Source organism: Streptomyces zhaozhouensis, from assembly GCF_900230195.1.
Taxonomy (GTDB): domain Bacteria; phylum Actinomycetota; class Actinomycetes; order Streptomycetales; family Streptomycetaceae; genus Streptomyces; species Streptomyces zhaozhouensis.
On the sequence record NZ_OCNE01000017.1, the window covers coordinates 18,213 to 42,534 of the forward strand.

General features: G+C 73.3%; 25 protein-coding genes. 9 read left to right on the forward strand and 16 right to left on the reverse strand.

Annotated elements, in window-relative coordinates:
- Positions 1 to 2,130, reverse strand: coding sequence for an MMPL family transporter (locus tag CRP51_RS21210; protein ID WP_097232888.1), 2,130 nt, complete (start codon positions 2,128 to 2,130; stop codon positions 1 to 3).
- Between the two features lie 376 nt (positions 2,131 to 2,506).
- On the opposite strand from CRP51_RS21210, the gene leuA reads away from it, so the two are divergent.
- Together leuA and CRP51_RS21220 are read left to right on the forward strand one after the other, a co-directional pair.
- Positions 2,507 to 4,282, forward strand: coding sequence for a 2-isopropylmalate synthase (gene leuA / locus CRP51_RS21215; RefSeq protein ID WP_097232889.1), 1,776 nt, complete (start codon positions 2,507 to 2,509; stop codon positions 4,280 to 4,282).
- A gap of 196 nt (positions 4,283 to 4,478) precedes the next feature.
- Complete coding sequence (locus CRP51_RS21220) at positions 4,479 to 5,120, forward strand: TerB family tellurite resistance protein (RefSeq protein WP_245880725.1); 642 nt, start codon at positions 4,479 to 4,481, stop codon at positions 5,118 to 5,120.
- 30 nt (positions 5,121 to 5,150) lie between these two features.
- Here CRP51_RS21220 and era read toward each other — a convergent pair whose 3' ends face one another.
- The 3 genes from era to CRP51_RS21235 are packed head-to-tail and all read right to left on the reverse strand — an operon-like array spanning position 5,151 to position 7,239.
- A complete protein-coding gene (era, locus tag CRP51_RS21225) occupies positions 5,151 to 6,101 on the reverse strand; it encodes a GTPase Era (protein ID WP_097232890.1) in 951 nt (316 codons plus the stop codon).
- Positions 6,101 to 6,475, reverse strand: coding sequence for a cytidine deaminase-like protein (locus CRP51_RS21230; protein ID WP_097232891.1), 375 nt, complete (start codon positions 6,473 to 6,475; stop codon positions 6,101 to 6,103). Before CRP51_RS21230 ends, era begins: the two co-directional genes overlap by 1 nt.
- A gap of 50 nt (positions 6,476 to 6,525) precedes the next feature.
- Positions 6,526 to 7,239 (reverse strand): hypothetical protein, encoded by a 714-nt coding sequence (locus CRP51_RS21235; RefSeq protein ID WP_097232892.1) that lies wholly within the window; start codon positions 7,237 to 7,239, stop codon positions 6,526 to 6,528.
- Between the two features lie 370 nt (positions 7,240 to 7,609).
- On the opposite strand from CRP51_RS21235, the gene CRP51_RS21240 reads away from it, so the two are divergent.
- Positions 7,610 to 8,185, forward strand: a complete 576-nt coding sequence (locus CRP51_RS21240) for a hypothetical protein (protein ID WP_097232893.1) — start codon at positions 7,610 to 7,612, stop codon at positions 8,183 to 8,185.
- A 93-nt stretch (positions 8,186 to 8,278) separates the two neighbouring features.
- Here the strand turns inward: CRP51_RS21240 and CRP51_RS21245 are convergent, their stop codons facing one another.
- The 4 genes from CRP51_RS21245 to CRP51_RS21260 form a co-directional block, all read right to left on the reverse strand.
- Positions 8,279 to 9,610 carry a hemolysin family protein gene (locus tag CRP51_RS21245; protein ID WP_097232894.1) on the reverse strand — a complete coding sequence of 444 codons (1,332 nt, stop codon included), beginning with the start codon at positions 9,608 to 9,610 and terminating at the stop codon, positions 8,279 to 8,281.
- A complete protein-coding gene (ybeY, locus tag CRP51_RS21250) occupies positions 9,607 to 10,104 on the reverse strand; it encodes an rRNA maturation RNase YbeY (RefSeq protein WP_097232895.1) in 498 nt (165 codons plus the stop codon). Before ybeY ends, CRP51_RS21245 begins: the two co-directional genes overlap by 4 nt.
- Positions 10,105 to 10,116: 12 nt before the next feature.
- Positions 10,117 to 11,124 carry a PhoH family protein gene (locus CRP51_RS21255; RefSeq protein ID WP_097232896.1) on the reverse strand — a complete coding sequence of 336 codons (1,008 nt, stop codon included), beginning with the start codon at positions 11,122 to 11,124 and terminating at the stop codon, positions 10,117 to 10,119.
- A 191-nt stretch (positions 11,125 to 11,315) separates the two neighbouring features.
- Positions 11,316 to 12,434, reverse strand: coding sequence for a PfkB family carbohydrate kinase (locus CRP51_RS21260; RefSeq protein WP_097232897.1), 1,119 nt, complete (start codon positions 12,432 to 12,434; stop codon positions 11,316 to 11,318).
- Positions 12,435 to 12,483: 49 nt separating this feature from the next.
- Here CRP51_RS21260 and CRP51_RS21265 point away from each other — a divergent pair, with 49 nt between their 5' ends.
- Positions 12,484 to 13,818, forward strand: coding sequence for a family 4 glycosyl hydrolase (locus CRP51_RS21265; protein WP_097232898.1), 1,335 nt, complete (start codon positions 12,484 to 12,486; stop codon positions 13,816 to 13,818).
- A gap of 28 nt (positions 13,819 to 13,846) precedes the next feature.
- On the opposite strand, the gene CRP51_RS21270 is transcribed toward CRP51_RS21265, so the two are convergent.
- The gene (locus CRP51_RS21270) at positions 13,847 to 14,551 is read right to left on the reverse strand and encodes a response regulator (protein ID WP_439333203.1); all 705 of its coding nucleotides are present in this window, start codon (positions 14,549 to 14,551) and stop codon (positions 13,847 to 13,849) included.
- Positions 14,552 to 14,607: 56 nt separating this feature from the next.
- Positions 14,608 to 16,131 carry a sensor histidine kinase gene (locus tag CRP51_RS21275; RefSeq protein ID WP_097232899.1) on the reverse strand — a complete coding sequence of 508 codons (1,524 nt, stop codon included), beginning with the start codon at positions 16,129 to 16,131 and terminating at the stop codon, positions 14,608 to 14,610.
- Between the two features lie 234 nt (positions 16,132 to 16,365).
- Here CRP51_RS21275 and CRP51_RS21280 point away from each other — a divergent pair, with 234 nt between their 5' ends.
- Complete coding sequence (locus CRP51_RS21280; protein WP_097232900.1) at positions 16,366 to 17,310, forward strand: ATP-binding cassette domain-containing protein; 945 nt, start codon at positions 16,366 to 16,368, stop codon at positions 17,308 to 17,310.
- A gap of 4 nt (positions 17,311 to 17,314) precedes the next feature.
- Entirely contained in the window at positions 17,315 to 18,130 is an 816-nt protein-coding gene (locus CRP51_RS21285; RefSeq protein WP_097232901.1) for an ABC transporter permease, read from the forward strand.
- Between the two features lie 21 nt (positions 18,131 to 18,151).
- Here the strand turns inward: CRP51_RS21285 and CRP51_RS21290 are convergent, their stop codons facing one another.
- Complete coding sequence (locus tag CRP51_RS21290; RefSeq protein WP_097232902.1) at positions 18,152 to 19,060, reverse strand: ribonuclease Z; 909 nt, start codon at positions 19,058 to 19,060, stop codon at positions 18,152 to 18,154.
- A 13-nt stretch (positions 19,061 to 19,073) separates the two neighbouring features.
- A complete protein-coding gene (locus tag CRP51_RS21295; RefSeq protein ID WP_097232903.1) occupies positions 19,074 to 19,433 on the reverse strand; it encodes a histidine triad nucleotide-binding protein in 360 nt (119 codons plus the stop codon).
- Between the two features lie 216 nt (positions 19,434 to 19,649).
- Here CRP51_RS21295 and CRP51_RS21300 point away from each other — a divergent pair, with 216 nt between their 5' ends.
- On the forward strand, positions 19,650 to 21,206 hold the full coding sequence (locus CRP51_RS21300; protein WP_097232904.1) for a sodium-dependent transporter: 1,557 nt from the start codon (positions 19,650 to 19,652) through the stop codon (positions 21,204 to 21,206).
- The gene (locus tag CRP51_RS21305) at positions 21,206 to 21,343 is read left to right on the forward strand and encodes a methionine/alanine import family NSS transporter small subunit (RefSeq protein ID WP_097232905.1); all 138 of its coding nucleotides are present in this window, start codon (positions 21,206 to 21,208) and stop codon (positions 21,341 to 21,343) included. The genes CRP51_RS21300 and CRP51_RS21305 overlap by 1 nt, the downstream gene beginning before the upstream one ends.
- Positions 21,344 to 21,416: 73 nt before the next feature.
- Here the strand turns inward: CRP51_RS21305 and CRP51_RS21310 are convergent, their stop codons facing one another.
- Positions 21,417 to 21,968, reverse strand: a complete 552-nt coding sequence (locus CRP51_RS21310; protein ID WP_439333200.1) for a DapH/DapD/GlmU-related protein — start codon at positions 21,966 to 21,968, stop codon at positions 21,417 to 21,419.
- A gap of 89 nt (positions 21,969 to 22,057) precedes the next feature.
- On the opposite strand from CRP51_RS21310, the gene CRP51_RS21315 reads away from it, so the two are divergent.
- The gene (locus CRP51_RS21315) at positions 22,058 to 22,996 is read left to right on the forward strand and encodes a LysR family transcriptional regulator (protein ID WP_097232907.1); all 939 of its coding nucleotides are present in this window, start codon (positions 22,058 to 22,060) and stop codon (positions 22,994 to 22,996) included.
- Here the strand turns inward: CRP51_RS21315 and CRP51_RS21320 are convergent.
- The 3 genes from CRP51_RS21320 to CRP51_RS21330 all read right to left on the reverse strand — a co-directional run bounded on the left by CRP51_RS21320 (position 22,993) and on the right by CRP51_RS21330 (position 24,269).
- On the reverse strand, positions 22,993 to 23,169 hold the full coding sequence (locus CRP51_RS21320; protein WP_097232908.1) for a DUF397 domain-containing protein: 177 nt from the start codon (positions 23,167 to 23,169) through the stop codon (positions 22,993 to 22,995). The genes CRP51_RS21315 and CRP51_RS21320 overlap by 4 nt on opposite strands.
- A gap of 85 nt (positions 23,170 to 23,254) precedes the next feature.
- Positions 23,255 to 23,431 (reverse strand): DUF397 domain-containing protein, encoded by a 177-nt coding sequence (locus tag CRP51_RS21325; protein WP_097232909.1) that lies wholly within the window; start codon positions 23,429 to 23,431, stop codon positions 23,255 to 23,257.
- The gene (locus CRP51_RS21330) at positions 23,424 to 24,269 is read right to left on the reverse strand and encodes a helix-turn-helix domain-containing protein (RefSeq protein ID WP_170970633.1); all 846 of its coding nucleotides are present in this window, start codon (positions 24,267 to 24,269) and stop codon (positions 23,424 to 23,426) included. Before CRP51_RS21330 ends, CRP51_RS21325 begins: the two co-directional genes overlap by 8 nt.
- Positions 24,270 to 24,322: the final 53 nt, after the last annotated feature.

Below are 24,322 nucleotides of genomic sequence, written 5' to 3' on the forward strand. Positions count from 1 at the left end.
TCATCCGGCATCGCCGCGCGGGACCGATCCGACGGGCACCGCGTCCCCCGCCGCCCGCCGGCCCGGCGCCACGGGCCGCCGGCCCAGCGGCCCCGGCCACCACACCCGCCGGTCCAGCAGCCAACTGGCCGAGGTGACCAGGTAGGTGCGGACGAGGAACGTGTCCAGCAGCACGCCGACCGCGACCACGAAGCCCATCTCCGCCATGACCACCATCGGCATCCCGGCCAGCACGCAGAACGTGGCCGCCAGCACCACGCCGGCCGAGGCGATCACCCCGCCCGTGGTGCGCAGCGCGTCGAGCGCCGCCGTCCTGGTGTCCGCGCCGTTCAACGCCTCCTCGCGCATCCGGTGCATCAGGAAGATGCCGTAGTCCACGCCGAGCGCCACGCAGAAGACGAAGGAGAGCAGCGGCACCTGCGCGTCCAGCCCCTCGAAGCCGAGGACCGGCCCGAAGACCAGCCCGCCCAGGCCCATGGCCGCTCCCCAGGACGCGACCACGGCCGCCAGCAGCAGCAGCGGCGCGACCAACGCCCGCAGCAGCACCGCGAGCACCAGCAGCACCACCGCCAACACCAGGGGGATGACGAGGAGTTGGTCGCGGGAGGCGGTGTCCGCCAGGTCCATGGTCTGGGCCGTGGGGCCGCCCACCAGCGCCCGCGCCTCCGGCAGCCCGGCCAGCCGTTCGCGGAGCGCGTCGACCGTGCGCTGCTCGCCGTCCGACTCCGGCGGGGCGGTCGCGAAGACCTGGATCTCCCGCCAGCCGCCGCCCTCCCGCCCGGGTTCGGCCTCCGCGACGCCGTCCGTGGCCAGCGCCGCCTCCCGCGCCGCCTCGGCGTGGTCCGCGTCGGCCAGCACGGTGATCGGCTGCCCGCTGCGCTCCGGGAACGCGTCCGCCACCAGCTCCATCGCGCGCACCGAGGCGGGCGTCTCGGTGAAGTTGTCCTGCTCGGCCAACGGCCCCGGCAGCCGGAGCGCCCCCAGCGACAACGCCCCCAGCAGCAGCGTTCCGCCCACGAGCACGGTGGCCGGACGGCGGCTGATCGAGGAGCCGAGCCGGGCGAAGAACGTGTCGCGCCCCGTCGCCCGCGACTCACCGTGGCGCGGCACCAGCGGCCAGAAGACCCGGCGCCCCAGCAGCACCAGCAGCGCCGGCAGCAGTGTGACCATCACGGCCAGCGCGCAGAGCACCCCGACGGCGCCCACCGGGCCCAGGCCGCTGCTGCTGTTGAGGTCGGCCGCGGTGAGGCAGAGCAGCCCAAGCGAGACCGTCCCCGAAGAGGCCAGCAGCGCCGGGCCGCAGCCGCGCAGCGCCGCCGCCATCGCCTCGCCCGCGCCGGGCAGTCGGCGCAGCTCCTCCCGGTAACGGGCGACCAGCAGCAGGGCGTAGTCGGTTCCCGCGCCGAAAATCAACACCGTCATGATCGAGCTGGACATGGTGGTGACGGTGAGGTCGAACCACGACACCAGCCCGTTGACCAGTGCCATCGCCGCGACCGCCGCCACCCCGACGGCCAACAGCGGCACCAGCCACAGCAGCGGGCTGCGGTAGGTCAGCACCAGCAGCAGGGCGACGATGCCGGCGGTGGCGAGCATCAGCGTGACGTCGATCGACTCGAAGACCGCCTCGGCGTCCACGCCGAGCGCGCCGGACCCGCCCAGCGCGAGGGTCAGCCCCCCGGGCGGGTCGCCGATCAGCTCCCTGATCCCGTCGACCGCCTCGGTCCGCTCCTCCTCGCCCAGCTCCCCCAGCGAGAACGGGTGCAGCGCGGTGCCCCCGTCGTCCGAGACGACCCCGGCGTCCCGCGGGTCGCCGGCCGCCAGCCCGAAGAGCGCGTCGACCCGCCCCAGCCGGCCCTCGACGAGCGCGCGATCCTCCGCGGTGAGTCCGCCGTCCCGCTGGGCGACCAGCAGCAGGTCGGTGGTGTCCCCGCCGGGCAGCAGCTCCGTGAGCCGCGCGACCTCGGTGGACTCGGCGCTGGCCGGGAGGTACTCCACGCCCTCGTCCTCGGTCGACTCCCCCAGCTGACCGGCGAGGGGCAGCGCGAGGGCGACGACCAGCAGCCACAGCCCGAGCACCCCCCAGGCCAGCGGGGAGGAACGGGACGGGCGCACGTCGGATCGACCCATGGCGGGGCTCCTGAGTGAGAAGGGGGAACGCGGCGACGCGCCGCGACCGTTCCAGACTCCCGCCCCGTTCCGCCGCCCTCGTCCCCCCGAGGACCGGTCTTCCCCCACTCCCCGGGCGGGCCCGTCGGCTCGCCGTACTCCCCCGGGAGTACGCCCGCCCGACCGGCGGGACCATCTCGCATCGTGGGACATGGGAGGCGGCGCGCGCCGACCCGGCTAGGCTGGTCGCCGCGATGCGAATCTGGACGCTTCTCCTTAGCCGCCGCGGCGAGGGTCCCTAGGCCACGACCGACCCCCTCCCCGCGGAGTTCGGCGCTGCCTGTCGGTCATCCCACCGTTCCTCACGCCCGACCGCGCCCCAAGGAGCCCGTCGCCCATGAGCACGTCGCCCGCGAACCAGCCCACGCCGCAGACCAACGCCACCGGCACCCAGCGGCCCTCCGGGATGCCGATCCACCGCTACCGCCCGTTCGAGGCGGTGGACATCCCCGACCGCACCTGGCCCGGGAACCGCGTCACCCACGCCCCCCGCTGGCTCTCCACCGACCTGCGCGACGGCAACCAGGCGCTGATCGACCCGATGTCGCCGGTCCGGAAGCGCGCCATGTTCGACCTGCTGGTGCGGATGGGCTACAAGGAGATCGAGGTCGGCTTCCCCTCCTCCGGCCAGACGGACTTCGACTTCGTGCGCTCCATCATCGAGGAGGACGCGATCCCGGAGGACGTCACCATCTCGGTGCTGACGCAGGCCAGGGAGGAGCTGATCGAGCGGACCGTCGAGTCCCTGGTCGGCGCCCGCCGGGCCACCGTCCACCTCTACAACGCGACCGCGCCCACGTTCCGCCGGGTGGTCTTCCGGGGCGGCAGGGAGCAGGTGCGGGGCATCGCGGTCGACGGCACCCGGCTGGTGATGGAGTACGCGGAGAAGCTGCTGGACGACCGCACGACGTTCGGCTACCAGTACAGCCCGGAGATCTTCACCGACACGGAGCTGGACTTCGCGCTGGAGATCTGCGAGAGCGTGATGGACGTCTGGCAGCCGGCCGAGGGGCGGGAGATCATCCTCAACCTGCCGGCGACGGTGGAGCGTTCGACGCCCTCCACGCACGCCGACCGCTTCGAGTGGATGGGGCGGCACCTGAGCCGCCGCGAGTTCGTCTGTCTGTCCGTGCACCCGCACAACGACCGGGGCACCGCCGTCGCCGCCGCCGAGCTGGCGCTGATGGCGGGCGCCGACCGGATCGAGGGCTGCCTCTTCGGGCAGGGCGAGCGCACCGGCAACGTGGACCTGGTGACGTTGGGGATGAACCTCTTCTCGCAGGGCGTCGACCCGCAGATCGACTTCTCGCAGATCGACGAGATCCGCCGCACCTGGGAGTACTGCAACCAGATGGAGGTCTCCCCGCGCCACCCATACGTGGGGGACCTGGTCTACACCGCCTTCTCCGGCTCCCACCAGGACGCCATCAAGAAGGGCTTCGACGCGATGGCGGACGAGGCGAAGGCCACCGGCCGGCCGGTCGACGAACTGCCCTGGGACGTGCCCTACCTGCCGATCGACCCCAAGGACGTGGGCCGCAGCTACGAGGCCGTGATCCGGGTCAACTCGCAGTCCGGCAAGGGCGGCGTGGCCTACGTGCTGAAGTCGGAGCACGCGCTTGACCTGCCGCGCCGGATGCAGGTGGAGTTCTCCCGGACCATCCAGGAGAGGACCGACGCCCAGGGCGGCGAGCTGACGCCGGCCGCGATCTGGGAGATCTTCTCCGACGAGTACCTGCCCGGCGGCCCCGGGGCCGCCGGCTGGGGCCGGATCGCGCTGCGCGACGTGCGGACCACCAGCACCGGGGACGGTGAGGACGCCCTCACCGTGGACGCGGTGGTGGACGGCACCGAGACCACGCTGACGGGTGCGGGCAACGGGCCGATCGCCGCGTTCTTCGACGCGCTGGCCGGCACCGGGGTGATCGAGGACGACATCCGGCTGCTGGACTACGTCGAGCACACGATGAGCGAGGGCGCCGGCTCCCAGGCCGCCGCCTACATCGAGTGCGCCGTGGGCGACCGGGTGCTGTGGGGCGTCGGCATCGACGCGAACATCGTGCGCGCCTCGCTCAAGGCCGTGGTCTCCGCCGTCAACCGCGCGGCCCGCTGAAGTCAACACCGCCTGACAGCGGGCACGGGCTCCGCACCGGGTCGGGGCGGACGTTTTCCGCCCGCCCCGACCTGCGCCTTCCCGGCCAGGGAACGGTCGACCCCGGTCACTTCGTCACGCACTACTGACGGCACCCGCCGACTGTGGTTAACATCACGGACGCGGCGATGTCGCCAGCGGGTAACGGAGGTACAGCGTGGTGCACTCCCGGTTGGCCGGGGTCAGGACTGTCTGGCGGGTCACTGACGACGGGGATTTCTTCTGCGCCGACTGCGGCGGCGACCGTCGTTACCAACGCCTGGAGGGCAGGCGGCGGTTGACGGTGCTGGCCGTTCCCGTGCTGCGCCGGGGCGCCGCCGAGCCGGTGGTGGAGTGCGTCTCCTGCCGGGCCCGGTTCCCCGAACGGGCGCTCACGCAGCCCACGACGACCCGGCTGGCGACCCTGCTGCGCGAGGCGGTGCACTCGGTGGCGCTCGGCGTGCTCGCGGCCGGCGGCACGGAGTCCGAGCCGGCGCGGCGGCTGGCGCTGGACGCGGTGCGGGACGCGGGCTTCCCCGACTGCTCGGAGGAGCGCCTGCTGACCCTTCAGGCGACGCTGGCGGCGCGCAGTCTGTCGCTGGTCGCCACGGAGATCGGCGAGACGGTCTCCGTCCTGACGCCGCACCTGTCGACGCCCGGCCGGGAGAGCCTGCTGCTGCGCGGCGCGCGGATCGCCCTGGCCGACGGCCCCTACCGGGAGGCCGAGCGGCGGATGCTGACCGCGGTGGGCGAGGCCCTGTGGCTGCCGAGCGCCGACACCGAACGCCTGCTGGAGGCCGCGGCCACGGCCAGCAGCTGAGGCGGGCCCGACCGCGGGGACGCCGAGGCGTCAGAAGCCGAGGCGGCGGAGCTGCTTGGGGTCGCGCTGCCAGTCCTTGGCGACCTTGACGTGCAGGTCGAGGAAGACCGGCGTGCCCAGCAGCGCCTCGATCTGCCGCCTGGCCTTGGTGCCGACGTCCTTCAGCCGCTGCCCCTTGGGGCCGATCACGATGCCCTTCTGGCTGGGGCGCTCGATGTAGAGGAACGCGTGCACGTCCAGCAGCGGCCGGTCGGCCGGGCGGTCCTCGCGCGGCAGCATCTCCTCGACGACCACGGCGATCGAGTGCGGCAACTCGTCCCGCACGCCCTCCAGCGCCGCCTCCCTGATCAGCTCGGCGATCATGACCTGCTCGGGCTCGTCGGTGAGATCACCCTCCGGGTAGAGCGGCGGGCCCTCCGGCAGCAGCGGCACCAGCAGGTCGGCCACCAGCCCGACCTGCTCCCCCGACACGGCGGAGACCGGCACGATCTCCGCCCACTCGATGCCCGCCTCGCGGCCCAACTGGTCGACGGCGATCAGCTGTTCGGTCAGCGTCTCGCGGTCGGCCAGGTCGGTCTTGGTCACCACGGCGACCTTCGGGGTGCGCTTGACCTGCGCCAGCTCCTTGGCGATGAAGCGGTCCCCCGGGCCGATCTTCTGGTCGGCCGGCAGACAGAAGCCGATCGCGTCGACCTCGGCCCACGTCGTGCGGACCACGTCGTTGAGCCGCTGCCCCAGCAGCGTGCGCGGCTTGTGCAGCCCCGGGGTGTCGACCAGCACCAGCTGCGCGTCGTCGCGGTGCACGATGCCGCGCACCGAGTGGCGGGTGGTCTGCGGCCGGTTCGACGTGATGGCGACCTTCGTGCCGACCAGGGCGTTGGTCAGCGTGGACTTGCCGGCGTTGGGACGACCGACGAAGCAGGCGAAGCCGGAGCGGTGCGGGGCTGCGGCCTGGCCGGCCGTGGGATCAGGGGAGTTCATCAGGCGGTGATGGTCCCACGAAGCGTGCCGTCCGGGCCAGCCAGCAGCAACGGCGTTCCGGCGCCGCCCAGGTCGCGCACCGCGGCCACATCCGCCTCCGGCACCGTCTCCGCGCCGGAGACCACGGCCGCCGCCTCCAGCGAACCGGCGCCGCTGGCCACCGCCATGGCGACGGCGGTGCGCAGCGCGCTCAGCCGCAGCGAGTCCAGCGCGACGGTGCTGGCCACATAGGTGCGGCCCATCTCGTCCCGCACGGCGGCGCCCTCGGGGGCGCCGTTGCGGGCACGGGCGCTGCGCGCCAGCGTGAGGATCTTGCGGTCTTCGGGGCCGGGTTCGTCGGGACCCGCCGCCGGGGAGGCAACGCCATCGGTCATACCGGTGAGCTTAAGCCGTGGCCCGCGCGTCACCGCCACCGGTCAGGCGGTCACAGCCGGGTGGTGCCCGGCTGGTCGGGGCTGGGCGCGGGGGTGCCACCGCTGGCGACCTCGGCGAGCTTGGCCACGGCGCGCTCGGCGAGGGGCGCCAGCTCGTCCTCGTCGTTCGCGTCGCGGCCGGCCTGCGCCACCCGCACCAGGTGCGGCCCCACCCGCGCGACCACCACCTCGACCCGCACCGGGGTGCCGGCGCCCTCGCCGTCCAGGGAACGCCGGTAGCGCAGCGCGGTCGACTCGTCGCCGAGCCCGCCGGGCGCCTCGCCCGGCTGCGCCTCGTAGGCGACCGTGACGGCGTTGCCCGCCGGGCCCTCGTCGGCGTGGAAGGTCTCGCAACGGCCGGCCGCCGCCCGGAACTCGGCGAGCGCCGCCCGCGCCTCCCCCGCCGAGCCGTGGTCGGTGGCGGTGGTGGTGACGAACGGGCCGGTCTCGGTCTTGGCGAAGCCGGCGCTCTGGCTGCCGTCGACGGAGCTGTCGAACAGCTCGCGGCAGCCGCGTTCGCTCGGCTCCGGAACGCCGAAGCCGCGCTTCTCCGCGGCCTCCTCGCTGTCGCTCGCCCACCCCTCGGGGAAGTCCACCGGGTCAAGCAGCGCCTCCCGCAGCCGGGCCTCGCCCAGCGAGTCGGCGGCGGCGGGCTGCCCGGGGGCCAGCGCGAGGCTGAGGGTGGCGAGCCCCGCGACGGTGACCGTCCTCAGATGAGCGTTCATCCCCCCATGGCGCCACCCGAACGGCCCCCCTGCCACCCTCGCTGACCCGTTCGAGTGACGGGGACGGGTGCGGTTGCGCGGGAGCCCGCGCGAACACCCGACGCGGACCGGCAGACGACAACGAGCCGACACCGCCGGGGACCTCGCCCGCGCCATCGGCAACAGCGCACCAACCCAGATCCTCAGCGGGGGCGCCTTCTGGGACAGCCTGGTCGGAACGATCAAAGGCCCCTCAGCGCTGGACCACCTGAAACCACGTGTCACGCGACAGACTTGGGAGATTGTTCCTGCCGACAGGCGTCGGCCCGCTGTGGGTGGGCTTCGAGAACGCCTGGCGCGACGCCGGCCACGACCAGCCAGGGGAAGCCTCGTGAACGAGCATGAGCTGATCACCCGCCTCGACGGCTCCGAGCATGTCTCGATCAACATCAACTCCGACGGTCGCCTACTCGTCGCGATCAGTCACGAGTTTGGCTACCGGTTGGCGGAGATACGAGGCCATGGGGTAAGCGTCACGCTGATCTTCCAGCGAGACGACAGCGAAGAGGCGCGGCATCGAGCCGCCTGGGCGACCTACCTCTACCGCACCACCGGCGCCTGGTGGACCCCGTGCTGGCCACCCCACCTCCAGAACCAACCAGACACAGTCACCCCGGCCCAGGCGGGAGCGGCCCGGATCGCGATCCACCGCTTCCGGCGCAACGGCACCGCACCCCCACGTGCCGTGCTGCTGATCGGCGCGGTCGCCGCCCTGATCGGAGCCGGCTTCGCCCTCGACACCCTGTGGCTGGCGCTGTCACTAGCAGCCCTCGCCGTCCTTCTCATCGCCCTCGTCCCCGTGGCGGGGCGGTGGGTCCTCAACGGACACCAACGCCAGCTCGGACTCGTCGAACGGTTCGAGGCGCAGCGCTCCTACCCCTCCCCCGATGCCGCGAGGGAGGTCTGATGCACGTCGCGCTCGTCGTCCCCGGACGGGCGCTCCGGGGCGCACGACGGAGGGCTCGGGAACCGTCGTCGCTGCACGCACCCCCCGGAGGGGCTACTCGTCGCCCCCCGCGGCCTCCGGCGGGCCGCTGGCCACCGGCTCGACCAGTACCCGTTCGATCCGGTTGCGGCGGCCCGACGGGGACTCCGCCGTCAGCCGCAGCGCCGCCAGCGCGGGTCCTTCCACGTCCAGCGGCTGCTCCTGGGAGACGTCGACGACCGCCCGCGCCCCGGCGATCGGCACCCGCCCCAGCGCCTTGGCCAGCAGCCCGCCCACGGTCTCGACGTCCTCGTCGTCGAGCCGCAGGTGGTACAGCTCGCCGAGCGCGCCCAGGTCGAGGCGGGCGGTCACCCGGTAACTGCCGCCGCCCAGCTCCTCGACCGGGGGCAGCTCGATGTCGTACTCGTCGGTGATCTCCCCGACGATCTCCTCCAGGATGTCCTCGATGGTGACCAGCCCGGCGGTCCCGCCGTACTCGTCGATCACCACCGCCACGTGGATGTGGTCGCGCTGCATCTCGCGCAGCAGGTCGCCCGCGTTCTTCGTGTCGGGGACGAACGTGGCCGGCCGCATCACGGACTCCACGGACTCGTTCTCCGACTCCCGGCGGACATGGGTGCGGCGCGCCAGGTCCTTGAGGTAGACGATGCCGACGATGTCGTCGTCGCTCTCACCGGTGACCGGTATCCGCGAGAAGCCGGAGCGCAGCGCCAGGCTCAGCGCCTGGCGGAGCGTCTTGCCCCGGTCGATGGAGACCAGGTCGGTGCGGGGCACCATCACCTCGCGCACCAGGGTGTCGCCCAGCTCGAAGACCGAGTGCACCATCCGGCGCTCCTCGTCCTCGATCAGCGACTCCCGCTCGGCGAGGTCCACCATGGCGCGCAGCTCCGCCTCGGAGGCGAAGGGCCCCTTGCGGAAGCCGCGGCCTGGGGTGACCGCGTTGCCCAGGATGATCAGGGCCTGGGTCAGCGGGTTGAGCACCCGGACCAGCGGGACCAGCACGAACGAGGCGGCGATGGTGGTGGTCAGCGGGTGCTGGCGCCCGATGGTGCGCGGCGAGACACCGACCGCGACGAAGGAGAGCAGCACCATGATCCCGAACGCCACCGACAGCGCCGGCAGCAGACCGTCGAACGCCTCCAGGCAGGCGTAGGCGACGAGCACGGCCGCCGCCATCTCGCTCGCCACCCGCAGCAGCAGCGCCAGGTTGAGGTAGCGGGTCGGGTCCTTGGCGACCTCGGCGAGCCGGTCGGCGCCGCGCCGCCCGGCGCGCGCGGCCTCCTCGGCGCGGTAGCTGGTGATCACCGCGAGGCCGGCCTCGGCGCAGGAGGAGAGCCAGCCGACGGCGAGCAGCCCCACGACGGCGACCAGCAGGGTGCCGGTCATGTCAGCGTGGGGGCCGGGGAGGGCCCGGAGAGGCCGCGCTCGGCGCGCCAGCCGTCGACGATGGCCTGCTGGAGTCCGAACATCTCGGCGCGCTCCCCCGGCTCCTCGTGGTCGTAGCCCAGCAGGTGCAGCAGCCCGTGCACCGTGAGCAGTTGCAGTTCGGTGTCCATGGAGTGCCGGGTGGGCGCCGCCCGGCCCTGCTCCGCGGCGACCTCGGGGCACAGCACGATGTCACCGAGCAGGCCCTGCACGGGCTCCTCGTCCTCCTTGGCCGGCGGCCGCAGCTCGTCCATCGGGAAGGACATCACGTCGGTGGGGCCCGGCAGGTCCATCCACTGGAGGTGGAGCCGCTCCATCGCCGCCGCGTCGACCGCGATCACGGACAGCTCGGAGAGCGGGTGGATCCGCATCCGGGCCAGCGCGTAGCGGGCGATGTCGAGCAGCGCGTGCTCGTCGAGCGGCTGGCCGGACTCGTTGTTGACCTCGATCGCCATGATGCGGGGCGGCTACTTTCCGGTCCGGTGGTCGTAACGGTCGTACGCGTCCACGATGCGCCCGACGAGCTTGTGGCGCACCACGTCCTGGCTGGTGAGCCGCGAGAAGTGCACGTCGTCCACGCCGTCCAGGATCTCCTGCACCTGGCGCAGACCGCTCTGGGTGCCGCCGGGCAGGTCGACCTGCGTGACGTCCCCGGTGATCACGATCTTGGACTCGAACCCGAGCCGGGTGAGGAACATCTTCATCTGCTCGGTGCTGGTGTTCTGCGCCTCGTCGAGGATGATGAACGCGTCGTTGAGCGTCCGTCCGCGCATGTACGCCAGTGGGGCGACCTCGATGGTGCCGGCGCTCAGCAGCCGGGGGATCGAGTCCGGGTCCAGCATGTCGTGCAGCGCGTCGTAGAGCGGGCGCAGATACGGGTCGATCTTCTCGTAGAGCGTGCCCGGCAGAAAGCCGAGCCGCTCGCCCGCCTCGACGGCGGGGCGGGTCAGGATGATGCGGTTGACCTGCTTGGACTGGAGGGCCTGGACGGCCTTGGCCATCGCCAGGTACGTCTTGCCGGTGCCGGCGGGGCCGATACCGAAGACGACCGTGTGCTGGTCGATCGCGTCCACGTAGCGCTTCTGGTTGAGCGTCTTGGGGCGGATCGTCTTGCCGCGGTTGGACAGGATGTTCTGGGTGAGCACCTGGGCCGGGCTGGCGTCCTCGCCGCCGGTGCCGCGCAGCATCGCGATGGAGCGCTCGACGGCGTCCTCGGTGAGCGGCTGGCCGGTGCGGAGCACCAGCATCATCTCGTCGAAGAGGCGCTGCACGAGCCGGACTTCGGCCTCGTCTCCGGTGGCGCGGATCTCGTTGCCCCGCACATGGATGTCGGTGGCGGGGAAGGCCCGCTCGATCACGCGCAGCAGCGTGTCGCCCGAGCCCAGCACGGTGACCATCGGGTGCTTGGCCGGAACGGTGAACCGCGCGGTCGCCTCGTCGGTGGGGCTCGGCTGGTGTGTGGGTGTCTGCGTCATGGGCGGCCCGGACGGACCTGCTCATCCCTCTCTGCGCTGGGGTGCCTTGGGTCCCAGAGTACGACGGGAAGCGGCCGTTCCCCCAGGACATTACGGAGCGCGATCCGCCTGCCGCGCTGCGGTGTTGACCACCCGGCCGACCCCGCGGGACGCCGCCGCCGCGCGACCCCGGCGTCACTCCCCGTCACCGCTCAGCCCCGGAAGCCGAGGGTGGGGACGGCCCTGCGGCGGGGGCCGGCCGCGGTGGCGGCCGGCAGCAGGCCGGCCAGGAACGCGTACCGCTCGACCAGCGGGTGCCCCTCGGGGGCGGCGCCGGCCGGTGTGAGGGCCTGGGCGTGCCGCCACCACGCCTCGATCTCGGCCCAGCCGGGCGCGGAGAGCGAGCCGCCGAACTCCCGCACCGAGAGGGAGGCCGTCAGCCCCGCCAGGGCGAGCCGGTCGGCCAGCGGCCAGCCGGCCAGCGAGCCGGTGACGAAGCCGGCCATGAAGACGTCCCCCGCGCCGGTGGTGTCCAGCGCGTCCACGACGATCGCGGGCACATGGGCGCTCTCGCCGGTGCGGGCGTCCACGCCGTAGGCGCCGTCGGCGCCCATGGTGACCACGGCCAGCGGCACCCGCTCGGCCAGGGCGTGGGCGGCGGCCCTCGGGTCGTCGGTGCGGGTGTAGCGCAGTGCCTCGGCCGCGTTGGGCAGGAACGCCTCGCAGTGCGCGAGGTCGGACAGCGCCGCGAGCTCCCATCGGCCGCTCTCGTCCCAGCCGGTGTCGGCGAAGAGGAGCACCCCGGCGCCGGCCGCGTCCGCGATCCACTCCTGCGGGCGGTCCGGCGCCAGCGAGGCGACGGCCGAGCGCGCCTCCGGCACGCTCCCGGCCGTCGGCTCGGCGGCCGGCGGCGGCGCCTCGTGGCCGTGCGAGACCATGGTCCGCTCGCCCTCGTAGGCCATGGAGACGGTCACCGGGGAGTGCCAGCCGGCGGGGGTCCTGGAGCGGGAGAGGTCGATGCCCTCGCCGCGCTCCAGCGTCTCCCAGCAGTACTCGCCGTACTTGTCGTCGCCGAACGCGGCGGCGAGGCTGGTGCGCAGGCCGAGCCGGGCGAGGGCCGTCGCCATGTTCGCCACGCCGCCGGGGCTGGAGCCCATGCCCCTGGCCCAGGACTCGGTGCCGCGCACCGGCGCCGAGTCGAGGCCGGTGAAGACGATGTCCAGGAAGACCGTGCCGGTGAGGAAGACGTCGCAGGCCGGGTCGGCGGGCCCGCGCACGGCGGCGAGCGGGTCGATCGGGCAGCGCTGCGGGGGCTCGTTCTCGGGGGTCACCTGCGGCTCCGGGCTGGGTCGTGGACATTTCTACGGTACGTTCCGGCCCATGAGGCTCACGATCATCGGCGGCGGTGGGTTCCGTGTCCCCCTGGTATACCGGGCGCTACTGACAACGGCGGGTGACGGTTCATCCGTTCGCTGTAGCGAGGTCAGACTCCATGACACGGACCCCGTGCGCGTGCGGGTGGTGGCGCGGGTCTGCGAGGCGCTGGCGGAGGGGGTGCCGGGGGCGCCGGCGGTGCGGATCGCCGGGACGCTCGACGAGGCGGTGCGGGACGCGGACTTCGTCTTCCACGCGATCCGGGTCGGCGGCACCGGGGGGCGGGTGCGGGACGAGCGGGCGGCCCTGGACGAGGGGCTGTTGGGGCAGGAGACGGTCGGCGCGTCCGGGGTGCTCTACGGGCTGCGCACGGTGCCGGTGGCGCTGCGGGTCGCGGAGCGGGTCGCCGCGCTGGCGCCCCGCGCCTGGCTGATCAACTTCACCAACCCGGCGGGCATGGTGACCGAGGCGATGGCGAGCCGGCTCGGGCACCGCGTGATCGGCATCTGCGACTCGCCCGTCGGGCTGGTGCGCCGCGCCGCGTGGGCGGCCGGGGTCGATCCGGCCGAGGTCCGCTACGGCTATGTGGGCCTCAATCACCTGGGCTGGCTCAACTCCCTCAGCCACCGGGGCGTCGACCTGCTAGCCGGACTGCTGGCCGACGACGCGGCGCTGGCCGGCTTCGAGGAGGGCCGGCTCTTCGGCGGCGAACTGCTGCGCGCCCTCGGCTCGTTGCCCAACGAGTACCTGCACTACTACTACCTGGCGCGGGAGACCAGGCGAGCGGTGGCGGAGGCGGAGCAGACGCGGGGCGCGTTTCTCGCCGCCCAGCAGGGGGCGTTCTTCGACGAGGCGGCGCGCGCACTGGAGAACGCGCCGGCGCTCTGGGAACGCACACGCCTGGAGCGCGAGCGCACCTATGGCGCCGAGCAGCGGGCGGCCGGCGGCGGGGGCGAGCGGGACAGCCGCGACCTGGAGGGCGGCGGCTACGACGGCGTCGCCCTGGCCCTGATGCGCGCCATCGCCGAGGACCGCCGCACCCGGCAGATCCTCAACGTGCGCAACGCGGGCACGGTCCCCGGGCTGCCGGACGACGCGATCGTGGAGACGGTCTGCGAGGTCGACTCCCAGGGCGCGCACCCCGTTCCCGCGCTCTCCCCCGGCCTCGCGGAGCTGGGACTGATGCTCCAGGTCAAGGCCGTGGAACGGGCCACCATCGAGGCGGCGTCGACCCGTTCGCCCGAGCTGGCCCGGCACGCGCTGGCGCTCCACCCGCTGGTCGACTCCGCCCGGGTCGCCGCACGGGTGCTGGCCCGCGCGGGCTGGCCGGACAGCGCGTGACGGCTCGGCGGGCCGGGGCACGCGCGGTTCAGGCCAGGTCGGCGCCGGTCAACAGGCCGGCCTCGTAGGCGACGATCGCCGCCTGCACCCGGTTGCGCACCCCCAACTGGGCGAGGATCGCGCTGACATGGGTCTTCACCGTTCCCTCGACCAGGTGCAGCCGGCGGCCGATCTCCGCGTTGGACAGGCCCGTGCCGAGCATCGCCAGCACCTCCCGCTCCCGCTCGGTCAGCCGCCCGACGCGCTCCCCCGCGCCGCGCACCCGGGTCGAGCCCGCCTCCCGCAGCCTGGTCATCAGGCGGCGGGCGATCCGGGGCGAGAGCGCGGCGCCGCCGGCGGCGACCGCCCGCACGCCGGCGATCAGCTCCCTCGGGTCGGACGCCTTCAGCAGGAAACCGGCCACCCCCAGCTCCCACGCGCGCTCCAGATAGGCGTCCTCGCCGAAGGTCGTCAGCATCACCACCGAGGTCTCCGGGACGGCGCTGCGCAGCTCGTCGGCCGCCGCCAACCCGTCCATCCCCGGCATCCTGATGTCCAGCAGCGCGACCTCGGGCCGGTGCCGCCTGGCCAGCTCGACCGCGGCCCTGCCGTCCGCCGCCTCCGCCACCACCTCGATGCCTTCGTCGCTGGTCAGGATGGCGCGCACGCCCGCCCTCACGATCGCCTCGTCGTCCGCGAGCAGTACCCGCACCGACACCTCCCCGCTCCGGGGCGCGCGGCCCCGCCCGTTCACCACCGGCTCGTTCGCCGTCGGTCCGTTCACCACCGGCCCGGTCACCACCGGCCCGGTCACAACCTGTCCTTGGCGACCAGCACATCATCGACGAAGCAGAGCCGGTACAGCGTCCCGCCGAACCGCCACAGCGCCTCCCTGGACCGGTAGTAGCGGCAGTCGGCGCCCTCCGGGGCCGGCGGCTCTTCGACGACCGGCGGCGGCGCGTCGATGCTCCGCGACGGCAGCGCCGGGGCCAGCTCCTGGCGGGTCTGCCCGAGGCGCATTCCGGCCACATCCGCGGGGTCGACGGCGGTGAGCGACACCGAGACCACGTGCAGTCCGCCGAACACCAGCAGCAGCGCGCCCCCCGCCAGCGCCGGCGCCAGCGCCGCCCGCCGGGTCCTGCCCCGCAGCCCGGCGCGCAGCGCGCGCCGCATCGCCCCGGTCTCGCCGGCCGCCGACTCGACCGGGCCGGGCGGGGGTTGCCGGGACGGGCCGGGCGCCGCCGGCGTGCCGGGCAGCCAGGCCGCCACCGCGAAACGGCCGCCGCCGCGCCGCACCCTCAGCGTCCCGCCAGCCTGCCGCACCCGTTCGTCCAGGCCGACCAGCCCCGTCCCGCTGCCCGGGGCGCCCGGCGGGTCGGCGTGCGCCGGGACCGGGTTGACGACCGTGACCAGCAGCGCGTCTCCCCGGTTGCTGACCCGCACGGTGACGGGTGCGCCCGGCGCGTGCTTGGTCGCGTTGGTCAACGCCTCCCGCACCACCCGGTGCGCGGCGAGCCTGGACAGCAGCGACGGCGACCCCGCGGTGCCGCGCTCCACCAGCCGCACCGGCAGCCCGGAACGGACCGCGCGCGCCACCAGTTCGGCGACCGTCTCGTCCTCCGGGTGCGAGGGGGGCGCCGCGTCCTCGCGCAGCAGCCCGATCGCCTCGTGCAGGCGCTCGGTGGCGACGGTGGCGCGCTCCCTGAGGTCGACGACGGTCGCGCGATGCGTGTCCGGCATCCCCGGGGCCAGCTCAAGGCCGCCGGCCAGCAGCGCGATCACGGACAGCTCGTGCCCGAGCGAGTCGTGCACGTCCTGCGCGATCCGCGCCCGCTCGCGGCTGCGGGCGCGCTCGGCGACCAGCCGCTGGCGCGTCTCCAACTCCTCGGCCCGCTCCCACCCGGCGCGCGCCAACGCGGCGCGCTGGCGCCACCAGGTGCCGATCCACCACGGCAGCAGCGCGCCGCCGCAGACCAGCAGCGCGATGGTCAACGCGTCCTGCGTGCGGGCCACCGTCCAGGACAGCAACAGGCCGGCCAACCCGACGGCGAGGAAGACCAGTTGGGCCCGCCACAGCTCCGGCAGCCGGCGACCGGCCAGCGCGCAGAGCACGACCGTAGCCGGCAGCGTCCACACCTGCGAGCCGAGCCACGGCGCGAACAGCACCAGCGAGGTCGCCAGCGCCAACGAGACCAGCGGCGCCGCGCGTCGGGTCAGCACCCCGGCCACCACGAGGGCGGCGGCCGCCGCCCACAGCGCGGCACCGGCCGCCGCACGCCCCGGGTCCAGCAGGGAGGGCACCAGCAGCAGCCCCGCGAGCCACCACGTACGCATGGCCGAATGCTAGGCCGCCGCCGGCACCCGAGCCGCCCACGCCCGCCACCGAAGAGGCCGCCACCGGCACCGTCGTCGTCCGCCCGCTCCGCCGATCGTCGTGTGCGCCGTTGCCGATCGACAGAGGCCGCGCACCGCCCTGGCTCCCTAGCGTGGCGCGCACATAGACGCCGGCGACCCAACGACCCAACGACCGAACGACCGAACGACCGAACGAGATGAGCGTGTGAGCCGATGATCACCCTTGACGGACTGTCCAAGCGCTACGGCGAAACCGCCGTGGTCTCCGCACTCTCCTGCGCGATCGCACCGGGCCGCGTCACCGGCTTCCTGGGACCCAACGGCGCCGGCAAGTCGACCACCATGCGCCTGATCGTCGGCCTCGACACCCCCAGCGCCGGCAGCGCGCTGATCGGCGGCCAGCCCTACGCGCGGCTGCGCCACCCGTTGCGCGAGGTCGGCGCGTTGCTGGACGCGCGCGCCGGGCATCCGGGGCGCAGCGCCCGCGCGCACCTGCGCGGGCTGGCCAGGAGCAACGGCATCCCCACCGGCCGCGTCGACCTCGTGCTGGAGGCCGTCGGGCTGAGCGAGGTCGCCGACCGCAGGGTGGGCACCTACTCCCTCGGCATGGGCCAACGGCTCGGCATCGCCGCCGCGTTGCTCGGCGACCCCGAGGTGCTGCTCTTCGACGAACCGGTCAACGGCCTCGACCCCGACGGCGTGGCCTGGGTGCGCCGGCTGACCCGCTCGCTGGCCGCCGAGGGGCGCACGGTGCTGGTCTCCAGCCATCTGCTGAGCGAGATGCAGGAGACCGCCGACCACCTGCTGGTGATCGGCCGCGGCCGGCTGCTCGCCGACGCCCCCGTCGACGAGGTGATCGCGGCCAGCTCGGGCAACGCCGTACTGGTCCGCAGCCCGGAACGCGACGCGCTCGGCACGGTGCTGGCCGATGCCGGGCTCACCGTGCGGCAGGCGTCGGGCGCCGACGGGCTGCTGGTCGGCGGCGCCGCCTGCGACACGGTCGGCGCGCTGGCATTCCGGCACGGGCTGCCGTTGCGCGAACTGAGCCCGCGCCGGGCCAGCCTGGAGGAGGCGTTCCTCGAACTGACCTCTGGCAGCGCCCAGTTCACCACCTCGGAGACCACCGACCGGACCACCCCCATCCCGCGGGAGCGCTGAAGCGATGACCACGACCACCACCCAGGCCCCCGTCCCCGCCCTGCCGCGCCTCGAAGGGTCCCCGACCGGCGGCGGCTCACGCGGCGCGTTCGCCTTCGAGTGGACCAAGCTGACCAGCGTGCGGGCCACCTGGTGGAACCTGCTCGCCGCACTGGTCCTCACCGTCGGCTTCGCCGGGATGCTCGGCCTGTCGGCCGAGGCCAGCTCCGCCAAGGGGGTCGCCGTCGACGAGCCGGCGCATCGCCTCGCCGCCCAGGCGTTCCTCGTCTCCCAACTGGCGCTCGTCGCGCTGGCCACGCTCGCGGTCACCTCCGAGTACGCCGGCGGCACCGCCCACGCCACGCTCCGGGCCGTCCCCCGGCGCGGCCGGCTGCTCGCGGCCAAGACCACCGTGGTGGCGCTGGTGGTCGGCGCGGCCGGGACCGTTCTCCAACTGGCCGGCGGGCTGACCGCCGGAGTGCTGATGGGCGGGGGAGGAACGGGCGGCGACGGTTCCCCGGCGGCCACCGCGCTGGCCGTGGGCGGCCATCTCGCGCTGCTGGCGGTGCTCTCCGTCGGCCTGGCGTTCGTGCTGCGCAGCGCGGCCGGCGCGCTCACCTCGTTGATCATGCTGCTGCTCGCGCTGCCCCAACTGCTCGGCGCGCTCGGCCCCGGCTGGCTGGCGACGGCCTCCGACCATCTGCCGGGCGTCGCCGGCGAGGCGCTCACCGCGCCGGACGGCGCGCCCTACGGCGCCGCGCGCGCCGTGCTGGTCCTGGTCGGGTGGGCGCTGGCGGCCCAGCTCGCCGCCCTCGTCACGCTGCGCCGCCGCGACGCCTGAACGGCGCCCGCCCCCGCCGGGTCACCCGGCCCGGGGCGGTACCGGCACCCGGCTGAGGTCGTCCGCCACGGTCAGCTCGCCGGCGAAGCCGGCCGCCCGCGCCTCCTCGGCGAACGCGGCCGGCTCGCGGTAGCGCTGCGAGAAGTGCGTCAGCACGAGGTGTCGCACCCCGCACTCGGCCGCGACCCGCGCCGCCTGCCCCGCCGTCAGATGGCCGTACTCCTCGGCCAGCGCCTCGTCGGCCGCCAGGAAGGTGGACTCGATGACCAACAGGTCGCAGCCTTCGGCGAGTTCCCACACCGCGTCGCACAGCCGGGTGTCCATGACGAACGCGAAGCGCTGCCCCGGCCGTTCCTCGCTGACCTGCTCCAGGGTGACCCCGCCGAGCCGCCCGGCGCGCCGCAGCCGCCCGACGTCGGGGCCGCTGACGCCGAGCGCCGCCAGCCGCTCCGGCAGCATCCGCCGGCCGGTCGGCTCCACCAGCCGGTATCCGAAGGACTCCACCGGGTGGGAGAGGCGCCGGGCGCTCAACGTGAACGCGTCCGTCCGTTCCAGCACGCCGTCCTCGGCGACCGGCGCGGGCCGCAGCTCGGCCGTCTCCTGGTAGGCGGTGGCGTAGCGCAGCCGCTCGAAGTACCGCTGTCCGCTCGCCGGGTAGTGCACGGGCACCGGGTGCGGCACCCGGTCCAGGTTGATCCGCTGGATCACGCCGGCCAGCCCCAGCGAGTGGTCGCCGTGGAAGTGGCTGACGCAGATCCGGGTCAGCGCGTGGGCGCTCACCCCGGCGAGGGTCAGCTGTCGCTGGGTGCCCTCGCCCGGGTCGAAGAGGATGCCGTCCCCGTCCCAGCGCAGCACGTAGCCGTTGTGGTTGCGCCGGCGCGTGGGCACCTGGCTGGCGGTGCCGAGCACCACCAGCTCACGGGCGGACATCGTCGGGCACCTTTCAGCCGGGCGGCCAGTTGAGCCCGCGCCCGCCCAGCACGTGGGCGTGCGCGTGGAAGACGGTCTGCCCGGCGCCGGAGCCGGTGTTGAAGACGACGCGGTAGCCGTTCTCCGCGACCTTCTCCTGGGCGGCCACCGCGCCCGCCTCGCGCAGCACGTCGGCGGCGACCTCGGGCGCGCCCTCGGCGAGTGAGGCGGCGTCCGGGTAGTGGGCCTTCGGGATCACCAGCACATGGCTGGGCGCCTGCGGGTTTATGTCCTGGAACGCGACGGTTGTCGCGGTCTCCCTCACCACCGTCGCCGGCACGTCGCCCGCCACGATCTTGCAGAACAGGCAGTCAGCCTGCGGCTCTCCGGCCATCCCCCGGGACCTCCTGGGCCTTGACGCTGGGCAGTGACCGAAGGATGGTATCGCCTCGGCGCGGGGCCGCCATGGTGCGTGGCCTCGGCGACCCCGGGGAAGCGCGGGACGAAAGCCCGTTCCTCGGCAGGCGACCGGCTGGTAGCGTGCACCGGTCACTCATTCCACCCTCAATGCGAGCAAAGCGAGCAGTCGCCCGAGGAGACCTCAGGAACCATGTCGACCAAGGCCGCACAGCCGCAGCGCGAGCAGTGGGGAAGCCGTCTGGGCTTCCTCATGGCCGCCATCGGATCAGCCATCGGGCTGGGTAACATCTGGCGCTTCCCCGCCGTGACCTACGAGCACGGCGGCGGCGCGTTCCTGATCCCGTACCTCGCCGCGCTGCTGACCGCCGGAATCCCGCTGCTGATCCTGGAGTACACGATCGGGCGGAAGTACCGCTCCTCGCCGCCCGGCGCGCTGAGAAAGCTGGCGAAGCCGGCCGAGGCCATCGGCTGGTGGCAGGTGGCGATCTGCTTCGTGGTGGCCACCTACTACGCGGCGATCCTGGCCTGGGCGGTGCGGTACACCGGCTTCTCGTTCGACCAGGCGTGGGGCGACGACCCCGAGGGCTTCCTCAACAACGACTTCCTGAAGCTCAACGAGACGCCGGGCGAGGTCTCCACCTTCGTGCCGGGCGTGGCCTGGCCGCTGGTGGCGGTCTGGGTGCTGACCCTGGTCGTCCTGGCGTTCGGCGTCCGCCGGGGCATCGAGCGGGCCAACATCGTCTTCATCCCGCTGCTCGTCGGCTTCTTCCTGGTGCTGGTGGTCAGGGCGCTCACCCTGGACGGCGCGACCGAGGGCCTGAACGCGCTCTTCACGCCCGACTGGGGCGCGCTGAGCGAGGGCAGCGTGTGGGTGGCGGCCTACGGGCAGATCTTCTTCTCGCTCTCCGTCGGCTTCGGCATCATGATCACCTACGCCTCCTATCTGCACCGCAAGTCGGACCTCAGCGGTTCGGCGATGGTGGCCGCGTTCGCCAACAGCTCGTTCGAGATCCTGGCGGGCGTCGCGGTCTTCGCGACGCTGGGCTTCATGGCGCAGGCGGCGGGCGTCGGCGTCGCCGACGTGACCTCAAGCGGCGTGGGTCTGGCCTTCGTGGCGTTCCCGCAGATCATCTCCGAGATGCCGATGGGCGCGCTCTTCGGTGTGCTCTTCTTCGTCTCCCTGGTGATCGCGGGCCTCACCTCGCTGATCAGCATCGTCCAGGTCATCGTCGCCGCCGTGCAGGACCGCACCGGTCTGGCCCGCGTGCCGGCCGTGCTGGGCGTGGGCGGGGCCGTCGCCCTGGTGTCGCTGCTGCTCTTCGCCAACGACAGCGGGCTCTACTTCCTGGACACCGCCGACCACTTCATCAACCAGTACGGCATCGCGCTGGCCGGCCTGGTGCTGCTGATCACGGTCAGCTGGGGCCTGCGCAAGCTCCCGGCGCTGCAACGGAACGCCGACGCGACCTCGTCCGTCGGTCTCGGCAGGTGGTGGCGGATCTGCCTCGGGGTGATCACCCCCGTGGTGCTGACCTGGATGATGGTGGACAGCCTCCGCCACGAGCTGGACGAGAACTACGGCGGCTACTCGACGGACTTCCTGCTCTGGGCCGGCTGGGGCGTCGCCGGCGGCGCGCTGCTGGTCGGCGTGGTGCTCGCCCTGGTCTTCCGCCGCAAGCCGGCCGCCGACCATCCCGAACCCGCCGACCGTCCCGACCCCGTGGACCCGCCGGAGAGGAGCTCCTGATGTCCGCCTCGGCCATCGTGATGATGATCGTCGCCATGCTGGTGGTGTGGGGCGGCCTGCTGCTCGCCGTCCTCAACCTCCGCAACCACCCCGACGCCGAGGAGCCGGACGCGGACGAGGTCCCGCACCAGCTCTGACGAGAACGACCTGCGGGCCGCCCCTCGGAGACGCGGGGCGGCCCGCCGTCGTCGCGCCGCACGGCGGGCGGCCTCAGTCGACCGGCTTGACCACCCGGGCGGGCGCCCCCGCGACCAGGGTGCCCGGGGGCACGTCACGGCTGACCACCGCGCCGGCGGCGACCACCGCGCCCGCGCCGACGGTCACTCCCTGGAGGATCACGGCCGTCGCCCCGATCCAGACGTCCTCCTCGATGACGATCGGGGCGAAGGACAGGTACGCGCGACGCTCGGCGAGCGGCAACGGGTGCCCCCCGGTGATGAGGCTCACCCTCGGGCCGATCATGACACCGTCCCCGACGCTGATCCCGCCCTTGTCCATGAAGGTGCACCCCTGGTTGACGAAGACGTTCTCCCCGAACGTCGTGTGCAGCCCGCACTCGGTGAAGAACGGCGGGTAGATCGTCACCGACTCCGGGAGCGGGCCGCCGAACACAACGGAAAGGAGTGCGGCGCGACCCTCATCGTCGCTGAAGGGCAGCACGTTCAGCCGGGACGTCGCGTCGGTCACCTCCGCGATGCGCTCCGCGTGGCGCGCGAACTCGGCTGTACTGACATACATGGTCTGCTCTGTACGGGTGGACATGGGGCGATCCCACCAGCGCGGGAAGCGAACGATCAAACAACTGCCCGCCCACGAGACACAACCAACAGTTGTGGAACTAGGCTGAGACCGTGGACGCCGAAGCCCTGCGCACGTTCGTCGCCGTCGCCGCGACCGGCCAGTTCCAGGCGGCGGCGGACGAACTCGGGATCAGCCAGCAGGCGGCCTCCAAGCGGATCGCGACCCTGGAGCGACGCCTCGGCGTCACGCTCCTGACGCGCACCCCGCGAGGCTCCCGACTCAGCCTGGACGGGCAGGTGTTCCTGCCCCACGCCCGCAAGGCACTCGCGGCCCTCGACCAGGCCGAGCGCTCCGTCCGCCCCGGCAGCCGCCCCCTGCGCGTCGACGTACTCCACCGACGCATCGCACCGGCCCAGGCCGTGTACCGGTTCTACCGCGCCCGCCCGGACACACCGCAGTTGGAAGCGGTCACCCTGGGCGACGAGAACGCGGCCGGGGCCGCCCGAGCGGTGCGGGAGGGAACGGTCGACGCGTCCTTCCGCGCCGTCCCGAAGGACCAGGTCCCGGCCGGCATCAGCGCCGAACGGCTGCTGGACGCGCCCCTGGAACTGCTGGTCGGGCCCGGCCACCCGCTGGCCGACGCGGACCGGGTCAGGCCGACGGACCTGGCGGGCCACCGGCTCTGGGTCCCCGGGATCAGACCGGGCACGGAGTGGGGGGCGTTCTACGAGGCGTTGTCCGAGTCCTTCGGCCTGAGCATCGACGCGCTCGGCCCCCACTTCGGGGACGAGGCCCTGATGGACGCGCTCGCCGAGTCGCCCTCCCTGGCCACCCTCGTCGGCGGCGGCGACCGTTACCTGTGGCCCGAGGCCCACGACCTGCGGCGCGTCCCGTTGCACCGACCGACCCCGGTGTACCCCCACATGCTGCTGTCCCGCACCGGCGACCGCCACCCCGTCCTGACCGCGCTCCGCGACCACCTGCGCGCGACGGGCCCCCGCCTCCCCGACGACGTGTGGGTGCCACCGGGTTGGGCGGAACGGACCTAACGCGCGACGTGCCGCACGAACGCGCTCCAGGCATCCGCCCCGAACGTCACCACGTCCACCCTGTCCTTGCTGTCCCGAACCGGCACCACACCCGGCACCCCGTCCCGGACCTCCACGCACTCTCCGCCGTTACCGCTGCTGTAGCTCGACGTACGCCACCGCTGCTCACTCACGGATTACCTCCTCGGTATGGCCAACGACCAACGGCGGGCCGTCCGTTCAGGACAACCCGCCGCATGGATGCAACGCGCAACGGACCTAACGCGCGACGTGCCGCACGAACGCGCTCCAGGCGCCCGCCCCGAACGTCACCACGTCCGTCCGAACCTTGCTGTCCCGAACCGGCACCACACCCGGCACCCCGTCCCGGACCTCCACACAGGCTCCGCCGTTGCCGCTGGTGTAACTCGACGTACGCCACCGTTGCTCACTCATGGAATCCCTCAGCCAGTTGGTTCAGGAGCACGATCGAACGTCGTGGGGCCAACGCATCGGCCTTCAACCGCTCGATCCTCCGGGCCGCATCGCTCAGACGAGCCTCGTCGTTGCTGAGCTGGCCGCCCATCACTGTATCGGAGTACAGGCATTCCTGGCCGTCTGATTGTCGGAGCACGATCATCGGGTCGGTCGACGGTGGGGCGCCCAGTTCGATGGGCAACACCTGAAGCGTCACCTGGGGCAAGGCGGCCATCGTCACCAGATGAGCGAGTTGGTCCCGCATAACGGCGGGGCCCCCGACAGGGATACGCAGGCAGCACTCGTGCAGGATCGCCCAGAACGACGCCGGGGTCTCCCCCGCGAGCACCTGCTGCCGCTCCAGTCTGGCCTTCACCTGCTGTGCGATCTCCTCGGCCGTGGCATCCGGCGCCCACGCCTCGAACACGGCCCGCGCGTAGTCCCCGGTCTGAAGCAGGCCAGGCACGAGCGTCAACGAATACTCGGTGATCCACCGCGCCTTCCGCTCCTGTTGGACGAACGGTTGGAACCACGCCGGGAGGCCGGTGTTCACCACCCGGGCCCGCAGCCGCGCGTACAACCCGTCCGTTCCCAGCGCGAGATCGCAACCCTCCACGAATCGCTGCGACGGAACGATCAACCCGGACTCCACTTTGGACACGTAACTCAGGCTGTAACCCGTGGCCTTGGCCAGATGCTCCTGAGTGAGACTGCGGCCCAGACGGCCCGCTTTGATCTCGGAACCGAGGAACACGAGATCGTTCAAACCGCTGCCGAGCTTCCCCGCCTCGTCCCCGTTGACCTGCTTCTTTGCCACAACTTCCCCCCATACCCGACCGGTTGGACTTGAATTTCGGCCAATGTATCCAC